Origin of the sequence: Duganella alba (assembly GCF_009674495.1) — a bacterium.
Classification (GTDB): Bacteria; Pseudomonadota; Gammaproteobacteria; order Burkholderiales; family Burkholderiaceae_D; genus Rugamonas; species Rugamonas alba.
The window spans coordinates 14,799-27,273 of the sequence record NZ_WKJN01000035.1 but is presented as its reverse complement, the minus strand read 5'-3'; the positions used below and the strand labels follow the sequence as shown (position 1 = coordinate 27,273).

Annotated in this window: 13 protein-coding genes; 6 read left to right on the top strand and 7 right to left on the bottom strand. The window is 64.1% G+C overall.

Annotation, left to right across the window (positions count from 1 at the left end; translation table 11 throughout):
- The 7 genes from GJ695_RS30405 to GJ695_RS25075 all read right to left on the bottom strand — a co-directional run bounded on the left by GJ695_RS30405 (position 1) and on the right by GJ695_RS25075 (position 6,127).
- Entirely contained in the window at positions 1 to 1,452 is a 1,452-nt protein-coding gene (locus GJ695_RS30405) for a DUF3426 domain-containing protein (RefSeq protein ID WP_154369645.1), read from the bottom strand.
- Between the two features lie 9 nt (positions 1,453 to 1,461).
- Positions 1,462 to 2,394, bottom strand: coding sequence for a 50S ribosomal protein L11 methyltransferase (gene prmA, locus GJ695_RS25100; RefSeq protein ID WP_154369643.1), 933 nt, complete (start codon positions 2,392 to 2,394; stop codon positions 1,462 to 1,464).
- 2 nt (positions 2,395 to 2,396) lie between these two features.
- Entirely contained in the window at positions 2,397 to 3,773 is a 1,377-nt protein-coding gene (gene accC / locus GJ695_RS25095) for an acetyl-CoA carboxylase biotin carboxylase subunit (protein WP_154369641.1), read from the bottom strand.
- A 105-nt stretch (positions 3,774 to 3,878) separates the two neighbouring features.
- On the bottom strand, positions 3,879 to 4,343 hold the full coding sequence (accB, locus tag GJ695_RS25090; protein ID WP_154369639.1) for an acetyl-CoA carboxylase biotin carboxyl carrier protein: 465 nt from the start codon (positions 4,341 to 4,343) through the stop codon (positions 3,879 to 3,881).
- 88 nt (positions 4,344 to 4,431) lie between these two features.
- Positions 4,432 to 4,869 (bottom strand): type II 3-dehydroquinate dehydratase, encoded by a 438-nt coding sequence (gene aroQ / locus GJ695_RS25085; protein WP_154369637.1) that lies wholly within the window; start codon positions 4,867 to 4,869, stop codon positions 4,432 to 4,434.
- Between the two features lie 83 nt (positions 4,870 to 4,952).
- On the bottom strand, positions 4,953 to 5,495 hold the full coding sequence (locus GJ695_RS25080; protein ID WP_154369635.1) for a TlpA family protein disulfide reductase: 543 nt from the start codon (positions 5,493 to 5,495) through the stop codon (positions 4,953 to 4,955).
- Positions 5,492 to 6,127 carry a hypothetical protein gene (locus tag GJ695_RS25075; protein WP_154369633.1) on the bottom strand — a complete coding sequence of 212 codons (636 nt, stop codon included), beginning with the start codon at positions 6,125 to 6,127 and terminating at the stop codon, positions 5,492 to 5,494. The genes GJ695_RS25080 and GJ695_RS25075 overlap by 4 nt, the downstream gene beginning before the upstream one ends.
- Positions 6,128 to 6,205: 78 nt before the next feature.
- Between GJ695_RS25075 and mpl the strand changes: the two genes are divergently transcribed.
- From mpl to GJ695_RS25045, 6 genes are all read left to right on the top strand, one after another.
- A complete protein-coding gene (mpl, locus tag GJ695_RS25070; protein ID WP_154369631.1) occupies positions 6,206 to 7,570 on the top strand; it encodes a UDP-N-acetylmuramate:L-alanyl-gamma-D-glutamyl-meso-diaminopimelate ligase in 1,365 nt (454 codons plus the stop codon).
- Positions 7,570 to 8,148, top strand: coding sequence for a YqiA/YcfP family alpha/beta fold hydrolase (locus GJ695_RS25065; RefSeq protein WP_154369628.1), 579 nt, complete (start codon positions 7,570 to 7,572; stop codon positions 8,146 to 8,148). The genes mpl and GJ695_RS25065 overlap by 1 nt, the downstream gene beginning before the upstream one ends.
- On the top strand, positions 8,145 to 8,747 hold the full coding sequence (locus GJ695_RS25060) for a chorismate--pyruvate lyase family protein (protein WP_154369626.1): 603 nt from the start codon (positions 8,145 to 8,147) through the stop codon (positions 8,745 to 8,747). The genes GJ695_RS25065 and GJ695_RS25060 overlap by 4 nt, the downstream gene beginning before the upstream one ends.
- On the top strand, positions 8,744 to 10,789 hold the full coding sequence (locus GJ695_RS25055; RefSeq protein WP_154369624.1) for a ribonuclease catalytic domain-containing protein: 2,046 nt from the start codon (positions 8,744 to 8,746) through the stop codon (positions 10,787 to 10,789). Before GJ695_RS25060 ends, GJ695_RS25055 begins: the two co-directional genes overlap by 4 nt.
- Positions 10,790 to 11,503 (top strand): DUF6445 family protein, encoded by a 714-nt coding sequence (locus GJ695_RS25050; protein ID WP_154369622.1) that lies wholly within the window; start codon positions 10,790 to 10,792, stop codon positions 11,501 to 11,503.
- An 84-nt stretch (positions 11,504 to 11,587) separates the two neighbouring features.
- Positions 11,588 to 12,475 carry a TonB family protein gene (locus GJ695_RS25045; protein WP_166455330.1) on the top strand — a complete coding sequence of 296 codons (888 nt, stop codon included), beginning with the start codon at positions 11,588 to 11,590 and terminating at the stop codon, positions 12,473 to 12,475.

The following is a 12,475-nucleotide window of genomic DNA, read 5'->3' as shown; positions in this document are numbered from 1 at the left end:
TTAAGGGTAGAAGACGGCGATGTGATAGCCGGATGCTTTCAGATCGTGAAGTTCAAAGTAGAGTTTAACGGCTTGTTCGGTGTGCGGGGCAAATCCTTTGTCCAGCGCGATGTCGGCGCTCAGATAGTCGCGCGGCGTGAACACGCGGCGCAGGATGCGTTTGTCGTTGGCGTCGTCCAGCGTCAGCTCGATCGATGGCCATGATTGCGCGGTGGCGCTCTGGTTGCGCAGCAGCGTGGTGAAGGAGAACGCGGTGTCGCTCAGGGTTTGCAGTTCGCCCTGTTCGATCATCAGGTCGTCGATCTGCGTCGGCAGTTCGATCTTGCAGCCGAGCGCATTGCAGGCGGCGGTCAGCGCCGGTTTCAGCGGCGGCATGGCGGCGGCCAGCGTGTTGCGGAAGGTGGTGACGGCCTGGCCGAGCAGGGCGGCGACCAGCAGCACCGAGCCGAGGCTCATGGCGATGGTGGCGGCCTTGCCGTATTTCTGGCGCTGGCGGTCGCGTTTGACGAAGCCTGGTTCCTCGGGCGATTCGTCGTGTTCTTCTTCCGGCGCCGCCGGCGGCTCCGGTGCTTCGGCGCTGGGCGTGTGCAGCAGGACCGGGGCGCGGACGGCTTCGGCTTGCGCCAGGCCGGCGCTGGAGAGCTGGATCAGCGCCTCTTCATCGGCTTCATCGAGTTCGTCGTCGCGCAGCGGGCGGGCTTCAGGCGCGGGCGGCGTGTCGGGTTCCGCGTCGGCGGAGAAGATGGCGTCGTCGGCGGCGGCAAAGGCGCGCTCGAGCGCCGGACCGGCGCCGGCTTGCGGTTCGTCCGGTTCCGGATCATCCCAGGTCGGTTCGCGGCGGCCGTCGGACGGGGCGCTGTCGTCGGCTTCGTGCGGCGCGTCGGCCAGCGACTGCTCCATGACGGCCAGTTCGGCTTCCAGCGCGGCTTCGAGTTCGTCGTCGCTGAGGTGTTCGACGTTCAGTTCTTCCAGTGCCGGCTGCGGCGCCAGTTCGGGATCGATGCTGGCTTCCAGGTCCGGTTCGGATTCCATGTCCAGATCGAGGTCGAACAGGGCGTCCGTGTCGGCCGGCAGCGCGGCTGGTTCGGCGGGCAGCGGGAACGGCTCGGGCGCGGGCACGTCAGCCGCTTCGTCGTCCATCTCCAGGACGGGCGGCGGCGGCTCGGGCGCTGGTTCCGGCGCTTCCGGCTCGCCGAGCTCCAGCACCGGCTCGGCTTCCTCGACGGCCAGCACTTCGGCGGCGCGCGTGTCGAGCGCGGCCATTTTCTGGTCGAGGGGCGTTGGTTCGGGAAGGACAACAGGCGGTGGCGTCAGCGGCTCCAGCAGGGCCGCGTTGCCATCGAAGACTTCATTGCAGGAGCCACAGCGCACTATGCCCCCACGTAATTTCAACTGGTCATGAGCGACCCGAAATACCGTGTTGCAGTGGGGGCATTTAGTGGCGAGCGCCATCGATGCTGATTAACGCGCGGCAGGCACAGTGTCGCTGCCCAGGCGGCCGTGCAGCGCCACCCAGCCGTCTTGCTCGGCCCAGACGCCCAGCTTGATGAACGGCGCATACGCCGCCGCCACTTCTTCCGCCTGGCGCGCCAGCACGCCGGACAGGATCAGCGAACCGCCGTCGGCAACGCGGCCGGACAGCATCGGCGCCATCAGCTTCAACGGGCTGGACAGGATGTTGGCCACGACGATATCGAAACGCTGGGTCGCGTGCTGCGACTCGGCAAAGCTGTCCGGCAGGAAGAAGGTGATGTCGCAGTGGTTGCGCGCGGCGTTGTCGGCGGCCGACTCGATCGCTTGCGGATCGATGTCCACGCCGACCACTTCGCCGGCGCCGACCTTCTTGGCCACCATGGCCAGGATGCCGGAACCGCAGCCGTAGTCGAGCACGGTCTTGCCCGGCGCCGGATTCGCTTCCAGCCACTCCATGCACAGACGGGTGGTCGGATGGCTGCCGGTGCCGAACGCCAGGCCCGGATCGAGTTCCAGGATCAGGGCGTCGGGATTCGGCGCCTCGTGCCACGACGGCACCACCCAGATGTTCTTGCCGATCGGGATAGGCGCGAACTGCGACTGGGTCAGACGCACCCAGTCCTGCTCCTCCACCTTGCGGGTGGTGAACTTCGGCAGGGTGGTCAGGCCGATCTGGCCGGCGGCGGCCGCCACGATCACGGCCTGGTCGTCATCTTCGTCGGTCAGGGCGACCACGCGGCTGTGATCCCATGCCGCCTCGGTCGGTTCCATGCCCGGCTCGCCGAACAGCGGTTTTTCCGCGTCGGTGCCTTCGTCCGCGTCTTCCACGGAAACCGACAGGGCGCCCACGTCCATCAGCGCCTCGGAGAGGGCTTCGGCGTGGTCACGCGCGATTTCAATGACGATTTCAGTCCAGCTCATGGTTATTGCGCTTTCAAACTCAGTTTGTGCAGGTCCGGCATGTCTGCCAGCTTCTGCTCCAGGTAATGGATGTTGGTGCCGCCTTCGATGAAGCGCGCATCGACCATCAGCTCGCGGTGCAGCGGGATGTTGGTGGAGATGCCCTCGACCACCATTTCCGACAGCGCGATCTGCATGCGGCGGATCGCCTGCTCGCGGGTGGCGCCGTAGGTAATGACCTTGCCGATCATCGAATCGTAGTGCGGTGGCACATAATAACCCGCATACGAGTGCGAGTCGACGCGCACGCCCGGACCGCCCGGCACGTGCCAGGAGGTGATGCGGCCTGGCGACGGCGTAAACTTGAACGCGTCCTCGGCGTTGATGCGGCACTCGATGGCGTGGCCGGACAGCATCACGTCGCGCTGGCGGAAGCGCAGCTTCTCGCCGGCGGCGATGCGGATCTGTTCCTGCACGATGTCGATGCCGGTGATCATTTCGGTGACCGGGTGTTCGACCTGCACGCGGGTGTTCATCTCGATGAAGTAGAACTCGCCGTTCTCGTACAGGAATTCGAAGGTGCCGGCGCCGCGGTAGCCGATCTTGCGGCAGGCTTCGGCGCAGCGTTCGCCGACCTTTTCAATCAGCTTGCGTGGAATGCCGGGCGCCGGCGCTTCCTCGATCACCTTCTGGTGGCGGCGCTGCATCGAGCAGTCGCGTTCGCCCAGCCAGACGGCGTTCTTGTGTTCGTCGGCGAGGATCTGGATTTCCACGTGACGCGGATTTTCCAGGTACTTCTCCATATAGACTTCCGGATTGCCGAAGGCCGTGCCGGCTTCGGTCTTGGTCATCTGCACCGCGTTGATCAGCGCCGCTTCGGTATGCACCACGCGCATGCCGCGACCGCCGCCGCCGCCGGCCGCTTTAATGATGACCGGGTAGCCGACCTTGCGGGCGATCTGCACGATGGCTTTCGGATCGTCCGGCAGCGCGCCTTCCGAGCCCGGCACGCACGGCACGCCGGCCTTGATCATGGTCTGCTTGGCGGTGACCTTGTCGCCCATGGTGCGGATCGATTCCGAACGCGGGCCGATGAAGACAAAGCCGGATTTTTCCACGCGCTCGGCGAAGTCGGCGTTTTCCGACAGGAAGCCGTAGCCGGGGTGGATCGCTTCGGCGTCGGTGACTTCGGCCGCGCTGATGATGGCCGGCATGTTCAGGTAGCTCAGCGACGATGGCGCCGGACCGATGCACACCGATTCATCGGCCAACTTCACGTATTTGGCGTCTTTGTCTGCTTCCGAGTGGACCACGACCGTCTTGATGCCCAGTTCGCGGCAAGCGCGCTGGATACGGAGGGCAATTTCGCCACGGTTGGCAATGAGGATTTTTTCAAACATGATAGGTTCGCTATGTCTGTGAGCGCCGATTGGCTGCGTCAGGTGAGGAGGGATTGCGGACCAAGCAGGCGCGCCCGTCGCCGATGGGGAGGGCGCAGGCCTGTCTTAGCCGATCACAAACAGCGGTTGGCCGAACTCGACCGGCTGGCCGTTTTCAACCAGGATCTGGGTAATGGTGCCGGATTTGTCGGCATCGATCTCGTTCAGCAGCTTCATCGCTTCGATGATGCACAGGGTGTCGCCTTCCTTGACCACGGCGCCGACTTCGACAAACGCCGCCGCGCCTGGCGCCGACGAACGGTAGAAGGTGCCGACCATCGGCGATTTGACGATGTGGCCGGTTGGCTCGGCGGCCGCAGCTGGGGCTGGGGCGGCGGCTACCGGCGCGGCGGCCGGCGCCTGCGCGCTGTACTGCGGGATGGCTTGCGGCTGCATCATGACCATCTGATTTTGCGGCAGGGCCGACGATTTGACGATGCGAACTTTGCTTTCGCCTTCGGTCACTTCGAGTTCGGCGATGTCCGATTCCGCGACCAAATCAATCAAGGTCTTCAGCTTGCGTAGATCCATGTAACCCCCAGAGGAATATCTTGTAATGTGAGTGAGCGGTGGCGTCTTGTGGACGGAACCGCGCTATTTTATGCGCAGATCGCGTAGGTTATCGCTTTTTAAGGACGAAGTCGATGGCAAACCGATATCCTTCGATACCCAGTCCGCAGATCGTTCCCAGTGCAATCGCGCTCAGGAAAGAGTGATGGCGAAATGACTCGCGCTGGTAAATATTCGAAATATGCACTTCCACAAACGGGATGGCCACCCCTGCCAGGGCGTCGCGCAAGGCCACGCTGGTATGGGTCAGTCCGCCCGGATTGATGACGATGGCGTCCACGCCTTCCGCTCTGGCGGCATGGATGCGGTCGATCAGTGCACCTTCGTGGTTGCTCTGGAAGCAAGACAAGTTCGCACCCGCCGCCTCGGCCTGTGCCTGGGCAGCGTGTTCGATGTCGGCCAAAGTGCTAGCGCCGTAGACCTCTGGCTCTCTGGTGCCCAGCAAATTCAGGTTGGGACCGTTGAGCAGTAGAAGGTTTTTTGCCATGATTCGTGAGCCTTCTCCGCGAAAGTTCCGCATTTTGCCGCCAACTGCGTGCATTGGCAAGAGAAAAAAACTTGTGAAACTGCTTATAGAGTTGCCAGATCTTTGCGCAGCTCGTCAAATTTCAGTTTGCCCAGGTAAGTCTTCTTGATCTGGCCGTCGGCGCCGATCAGCACCGTGTAGGGCAGGCCGCCACCGGTGTTGCCGAACTGGCGCGACAGTTCGGTGCCGCTCATGCCGGCCACCAGCACCGGATAGGTGATCTTGTATTTGTCGCTAAACTCGGCGATATTTGACGGCGAATCGATACCGATGCCGATAACTTGCAGCTTCTTGCCCTCATCTCCGGCGGCCAGCGCCGACAGCTCCGGCATCTCCTGCACGCACGGGGCGCACCACGGCGCCCAGAAATTGACCAGCATGGCCTTGCCTTTATATTGGGCCAGCGGCGTGGCGACGCCCTTGGCGTCCGGCAGCGTCTCTTTATATAAGGTGTCCACCGGACCGGTCACGCCGGCCGGCGCGGCGGCGGTGATCGGCGGCTGTTCCTTGTGGATGCCGAGATAGCCGCCGATGGCGGCAAACACGACGGCGACGGCGATATACGCGGGCAGATTTTTTTTGCTCATGGTGATGGATGGGGACTATGGGTACTGTTAACTAATAGGGCGCGCACGGCGGCGATGTCGGCACGGGCCAGTTTGCCGTCGCTGCGGGTCTTGACGGCGCCGCGCAGGTCGTCCAGCTCATACAGGGCGGCGTGCACGCCTTCCTTGTGCCACATGAAGCTGACGGTTTCGACCATGCCGTGGCGCGGTCCCTTGAAGTGCGGCGTCTCGGAGATGTCGATTTGCAAATTCCGGTTCAGCAGGAAGATTTCCACTTCCTTGGCGCTGTCGGCGAACAGCTGCAGGTGGATGTCGTCGTGCGGGCCGGCGGTGCCGTTCAAGACCGAGCCGGTCAGGTAGGGATGGAAGGCTTGCAGCCCTTCCATGATGTCCACCGCCAGCGTGCGCAGGCGAAACACGCGGGCCGGCTGGGTATCGGCATGGAATAGCGACTGGTAGATGCGCACTTCCGCTTCGATCTGCGCATTGTCCGGCAGCAGGTTCAGCGGCGGCTGGGTGTCGCCGAGAATCTGCCTGGCGGCCTTGCGCTTGGCCGTGTTGTAGTCGGCTCCATCCTCGGCGATGAGGCGAGCGGCCGCCGCCGCAATCTCGGCACGCAGGAGCTGGAGTTCTTCATTAACATTCGGCGTCATGGACGTGATAATACTCTGAACCGGGAAAAGCGCGGCGGCTCAGGTAAAATCCTGTCTTCACTCGTCGTCATTATTACTATGCACATTCATATCCTCGGTATTTGCGGCACCTTCATGGGCGGCCTGGCGGTCCTGGCGAAAGAAGCGGGCCACCGCGTCACCGGCTGCGACGCCAATGTTTATCCGCCGATGAGCACGCAGCTGGAAGCGCAGGGCATCGAGCTGATCACCGGCTACGGCCCGGAACAGGTCGAGCTGAAGCCGGACCTGTACGTGATCGGCAACGTCGTCACGCGCGGCAATCCGCTGATCGAGGAAATCATGAACCGCGGCCTGCCCTTCGTTTCCGGCCCGCAGTGGATCGGCGACCATATATTAAAAGACAAGTGGGTGCTGGCAGTGGCCGGCACGCACGGCAAGACCACCACCACCGCCATGCTGACCTGGATCCTGGAAGACGCCGGCTACGCGCCCGGCTTCCTGATCGGCGGCGTGCCGAAGAATTTCGGCGTCTCGGCGCGCATGCAGGGTGACAAGGATTCGATCTTCTTCGTCATTGAGGCGGACGAGTACGACACCGCCTTCTTCGACAAGCGCAGCAAGTTCGTGCACTACCACGCCAAGACCGCCATCCTGAACAATCTGGAATACGATCACGCCGACATCTTCCCCGATCTGGGCGCGATCGAGACCCAATTCCACCATCTGGTGCGCACCGTGCCGGGCATCGGCCGGGTCATCTTCAATGGCGACGAAGCGGCGCTGCAGCGCGTGCTCAAGCGCGGCTGCTGGAGCGAGAAGGAAAGCTTCGGCCGCGGCGAGGACGCCGATTGGGCGCTGAACGAATACGATGACGGCACGTTCGATGTGATGTTCAACGGCGAAGTGGCCGGCCACGTCGAGTGGTCGCTGACCGGCAAGCATAACCGCGCCAACGCGCTGGCCGCCATCGCCGCCGCCCGCCACGTCGGCGTGCCGGTGGCGCAGGCCGCCAAATCGCTGGCCACGTTCGAGAGCGTCAAGCGCCGCATGGAAGTACGCGGCGTGGTCAACGACATCACCGTGTACGACGACTTCGCCCACCATCCAACCGCCATCGCCACCACCGTGGGCGGCCTGCGCCAGAAGATCGGCAAGGACAAACGCATCCTGGCCGTGCTGGAGCCGCGCTCCAACACCATGAAGCTGGGCACCATGAAGGACGCGCTGCCGGGCAGCCTGAGCGACGCCGACCTGGTGTTCGGCTACGGCAGCGAACAGGCGCTGGGCTGGAACCTGGGCCAGGCCCTGTCGCCGATGGGCGACATCGCCAGCGCCTATGAAGACATCGACGCGCTGGTGGCGGCCGTGGCCAAGGCCGCGCAGCCCGGCGACCAGATTATTGTGATGAGCAACGGCGGCTTCGGCGGCGTGCACGACAAAATCCTGAAAGCGCTGGCCTAATGATTCTGTACCTGCACGGCTTCCGCTCCTCGCCGAAGTCCATGAAAGCGCGCGTGGTGGGTGAGCGCATGGCGGCGCTGGGCCTGGCCGACAAACTGATCTGCCCGCAGCTGCCGGCCTCGCCGAAAGAAGCGATGGCGCTGACGCTGTCCCTGATCGACGGCATCCCGGCGCAAGAACTGAGCATCATCGGCTCCTCGCTGGGCGGCTATTACGCGACCTGGCTGGCCGAACGCATCGGCTGCCGCGCGGTGCTGGTCAATCCGGCCATCGTGCCGAGCCTGGACCTGGACCGGCACGTCGGCGTCACCACGCAATTCCACTCCGACGCGCCGTTCGAATTCAAGCGCGAGTACATCGACGAACTGCGCGCGCTCGACGTGCCGCGGATTAGCCAGCCGCAACGCTACTTCCTGCTCGCCGCAACCGGCGACGAAGTGCTGGACTATCGTGATATGGTGGCCCACTATCAGGGCGCGCGCCAGCACGTGATCGACGGCAGCGACCATGCGGTGTCCGAGTTTCCCGACTATGTGGATGAAGTGCTGGCCTTCTGCGGCGTCGAGGCGCGGTCTTGAGCGCGCCGCCGAGAAGCGCCTCGCTGCGGCAGGCGCAGTGGCAGCCGCATGTGCTGGCCCTGAACGCGCCATCGGCCTATGTGCCGTGGCTGATGGAAGGCGGTTCGCTGACCGCGCGGCTGAAGGCGCACAGCAATGCTTTCCGCGTGCAGTGCCTGCACCAGCGCACCGAAATTTGCCTCAGCGACGAGGCCGCCGTGATCGGCATGCATCGCCCCGGCCGCGTTTTGGAGAGGGAAGTGCTGCTGAGATGTGATAATACGCCCGCAGTGTTCGCGCACACGGTGGTGCCGAGGTCGGCGACGGCCACGGATTGGCCGCTGTTCAGCGCGCTGGGCGAGCGTTCGCTGGGCACCACGCTGTTCGGCGATCCGCTGGTGCGGCGCGGGGTGTTGGAATTTGCAAGATTGCGGGAAGGGCATCCTTTGGCGCGCCGCGCGCGCGCCGCGCTGGTGGGAAACGGCATCGCCGCCCCCGACGCACACATATTATATGCACGGCGCTGCCTGTATCAGCGCCGTCAAGGTACGCTGCTGGTGACGGAGGTATTCCTGCCTGCCGTGCTGGAACTGATTAAAACGAGCACAAATAAACGATGAATGTATTTTTTGAAGAATCCGGCGATTTCAAAGTCGGCAGTGTGATGACGCAAGCCGGCGAGGCCTATCAAGTCGAGATGGCCAGCGGCAAGCGCACCAAGGTCAAGACCAAGGACGTGCTGCTGCAATTCGAAAAGCCGGCTCCCGCCGAGCTGATGGAGCAAGCCAAGGCCATCGCCGCCGAGATCGACCTGGAGTTCCTGTGGGAAGTCGCGGGCGAGGAAGAGTTCGGCTTTGCCGAACTGGGCGCGGAGTATTTCGGCCATGCGCCGCAGCCGGCCGAGGCGGCGGGCCTGATCCTGAGCCTGCATTCGGCGCCGGTCTACTTCTACAAAAAAGGCCGTGGCCGCTACAAGGCCGCGCCGGAGCAATCGCTGCGCGCGGCGCTGGCCGGCATCGAGAAAAAGAAACAGCAGGCGCTGGTACAGGCCGGCTACGTGGAAGAGCTGAAAGCCAACAAGCTGCCGGAGTCGATGCAGAACATCGTGCTGCAGCTGCTGTTCAAGCCGGACAAGAATTCCATCGAATACAAGGCGCTGGAAGCGGCCTGCAACGACCTGCACACCAATCCGCAGCGCCTGATGCTGGCGGTGGGCGGCGTGCAGTCGCCGAAGGCGCTGCACATGGCCAAGTTCCTGTTCGAGAGCTTCCCGAAAGGCGCGGGCTTCCCAGAGGTGCCGGTGCCGGTGCCGCCGACCAATCTGCCGCTGGCCGAGGTGCAGGCCTTCTCGATCGACGACGTGACCACCACCGAGATCGACGACGCCTTCTCGGTCACCCGGCTGGCCGACGGCAACGTCAAGATCGGCATCCACATCGCCGCGCCGGGCCTCGGCATCAAGCCGGACGACGCGGTCGACAAGCTGGCGCGCGCGCGCATGTCGACCGTCTACATGCCGGGCGATAAGATCACCATGCTGCCGGACGCCATCGTCGAAGCGTTCACGCTGGCCGAAGGCAAGACCTGCCCGGCGCTGTCGCTGTACGCCACGCTGAATCCGGCCGACTGGTCGGTGCTGGCCACCGAAACCCGCGCCGAGATGGTGCCGATCGCCAACAACCTGCGCCACAACGACCTCGACGACCTGGTCAACGAGGAAACCCTGGCCAGCGGCGAGGGCGAGTACCCGCACAAGGAATCGCTGGGCCTGATCTGGAAATGGGCGCAGGTGCTGGAAGCGGCGCGCATGGTCAAGCGCGAAGCCTTCGGCCTGAAGCCGGAACAGAACAACCGCGTCGACTTCAACTTCTACGTCGAAGACGACGTGGTCACCGTCAGCCGCCGCAAGCGCGGCGCGCCGCTGGACAAGATCGTCGCCGAGCTGATGATCTTCGCGAACAGCACCTGGGGCAAGCTGATGCACGACAACGGCGTGCCCGGCATTTACCGCAGCCAGGGCCGTGGTGTTGGCGGCTGGAACGCCAAGATGCAGGTGCGCATGCTGACCCACGCCGCGCCGCACGAAGGCCTGGGCGTGGACCAGTACGCGTGGAGCACGTCGCCGCTGCGCCGCTATACCGACCTGGTCAATCAATGGCAGATCCTGGCCTGCGCCGAGAAGGGCGTGATGGCGCCGCTGGTGGCGCACTTCAAGCACAAGGACGCGGAGCTGTTCGCCATCGTGTCGCAGTTCGATGCGGCCTACTCGGCCTATGCGGATCACCAGGCCAACATGGAACGCTACTGGTGCCTGCGCTGGCTGGGCCAGGAAAATGCGCGCCAGGTGGAGGCGGTGGTGCTGAAGGACGAAGTGCTGCGCCTGACCGATATTCCGCTGATCGTGCGCCTGCCGGGCATGCCGTCGGTGGCGCGCGGCGCGCAGGTCAAGCTGGACATCCTGCGCTGGGACGAGGTCGACCTGACCATCGAAACGCGCCTGCTGGAAATTCCGACCGACGTGGCGGCCAGCGATGTCGACTTCGAGGACGACGAGGTGGAAGACGCCCCTGCCGGTGATGCGGAAGTGGCGGACCAGACCGCCGCCGAGGAAAACACGGCCGAGGTCACGGCGGTGTCGGCCGCCGACACGTCAGCGGAATAAATGTTCAATCCGCGCCCTGCGATCCGCGTCGTGCCGCTGCCCGACAAGGAACACCTGGTCATCGTCGACGACTTGCTGCTGGAGCCGCACAAGATGGTCGAGCTGGCCAGGCAGTCGCGCGCGGACTTTTCCGACGCCGAACATAATTATTTTCCCGGCCCGGAGCTGAACCTGCCGCCTGCGCTGGCGCAGGCTTTCGATCAGTTCATCATTGGCCATGTGCGCAAGCCGCTGGGCGCGCGCCGCACCAGCATGCTGGCCACGCGGCTGGCGCTGGCCACGCTGCAGCCGCCGCAGCTGCAGAACCTGCAGCGGGTGTGTCACCGCGACACCGTGCCGCAGCCCGGCATGGAGGGAACCGGGGCCATGGTGTTGTATCTGTTTCACGACATCCGGCTGGGCGGCACCGGCTTTTTCCGGCAGACCTGTTCCGACGCTGCCTTTACCGACATGGTGTTGCGCTCGCGCGCCATGAAGCGCGACGCTTTCACCGCGCTGACCGGCGCCGGACCCGGCTACGCGGTGGCCAGCGACCGTTATTTCGAGAAGGTCTACACGGCGCAGCCGGCGTGGAACCGGGCCATCTTCTATCCGGGCACGGTGCTGCACAGCGCCGACATCCAGCGTCCCGAACTGCTGGTGGACGATGTGCAGACCGGCCGGCTGACGGTCAACGCCTTCTTCAACCTGCGCCGCAACGCCGCCGGCGCATGAAAGCCCCAGCGGTTCGGACCGGCGCGCCAAATCGAGTAAAATCAGCGCTTCGCGTTGTTCCGACGTCTATTGAAGCCTGCCCGCGTGAAGTCTTTTAAAGAAAACCGCCTGCTATACCTCGCCATCGGCTTCTCGCTGGTGGCGCATGCCGCTTTGCTGGCGGTGCGCTTCGTGGCGCCGCAGCCGGCGCCGGTGCAGGCCGCCGATCCGGGGCTGGAAGTCATCCTCGTCAACGCCAAGCACAACAAGGCGCCGCTGAAGGCCGACGCCGTCGCCCAGGCCAATCTGGACGGCGGCGGCACGGTCGACCAGGGCCGCTCCAAGTCGCCGATGCCGGACATGCGCAAGACCGAGATGGGCGACAGCGTCAAAGCCAACAAGCGCCGCATCGCCGAACTGGAAGAGCGCCAGAAGCATCTGCTGACGCAGGTGAACTCGTCCTCGCAAGTGACCGCGCCGCCGATCACCGAAAAGGCCAAGCCGGACCCGACGCCAACCGGCGCCGACCTGCTCGAATCGAGCAAGGCCATCGCCCGCCGCGTGGCGGAAATCAGCGAAACCATCGAAGACCAGAACAAGCGGCCGAAGAAAACCGTGATCACGCCCAGCACGCGCGAGGCCGGCTATGCGATCTATTACAAGACCATGCAGAAGCGCATCGAGGATACCGGCACGCTGAACTTCCCCAGCGTGAACGGCCGCAAGCTGTATGGCCAGCTGATGCTGTCGATCCCGGTGTTCCAGGACGGCACCATCTACGAGAAGGAAGGCGGCATCAAGGTCGAGCGCAGCTCCGGCAACGCCGCGCTGGACGAGGCGGCGATGCGTATCGTGCGCCGCTCGGCGCCGTTCGGCAAATTCCCGCCGAGCATGCTGTCGAACGACCGCGACGATTTGTGGGTCATCATCACCACCTTCAAATTCACCCGCGAAGATAAATTACAAGCCGATATGAGCGGCGGAGGACGATAA

Excerpts from the sequence above, each read along its gene's own strand:
- GJ695_RS30405 (WP_154369645.1), bottom strand. The coding sequence starts at position 1,452 with ATGGCGCTCGCCACTAAATGCCCCCACTGCAACACGGTATTTCGGGTC.
- prmA (WP_154369643.1), bottom strand. The coding sequence starts at position 2,394 with ATGAGCTGGACTGAAATCGTCATTGAAATCGCGCGTGACCACGCCGAA.
- accC (WP_154369641.1), bottom strand. The coding sequence starts at position 3,773 with ATGTTTGAAAAAATCCTCATTGCCAACCGTGGCGAAATTGCCCTCCGT.
- accB (WP_154369639.1), bottom strand. The coding sequence starts at position 4,343 with ATGGATCTACGCAAGCTGAAGACCTTGATTGATTTGGTCGCGGAATCG.
- aroQ (WP_154369637.1), bottom strand. The coding sequence starts at position 4,869 with ATGGCAAAAAACCTTCTACTGCTCAACGGTCCCAACCTGAATTTGCTG.
- GJ695_RS25080 (WP_154369635.1), bottom strand. The coding sequence starts at position 5,495 with ATGAGCAAAAAAAATCTGCCCGCGTATATCGCCGTCGCCGTCGTGTTT.
- GJ695_RS25075 (WP_154369633.1), bottom strand. The coding sequence starts at position 6,127 with ATGACGCCGAATGTTAATGAAGAACTCCAGCTCCTGCGTGCCGAGATT.
- mpl (WP_154369631.1), top strand. The coding sequence starts at position 6,206 with ATGCACATTCATATCCTCGGTATTTGCGGCACCTTCATGGGCGGCCTG.
- GJ695_RS25065 (WP_154369628.1), top strand. The coding sequence starts at position 7,570 with ATGATTCTGTACCTGCACGGCTTCCGCTCCTCGCCGAAGTCCATGAAA.
- GJ695_RS25055 (WP_154369624.1), top strand. The coding sequence starts at position 8,744 with ATGAATGTATTTTTTGAAGAATCCGGCGATTTCAAAGTCGGCAGTGTG.
- GJ695_RS25050 (WP_154369622.1), top strand. The coding sequence starts at position 10,790 with ATGTTCAATCCGCGCCCTGCGATCCGCGTCGTGCCGCTGCCCGACAAG.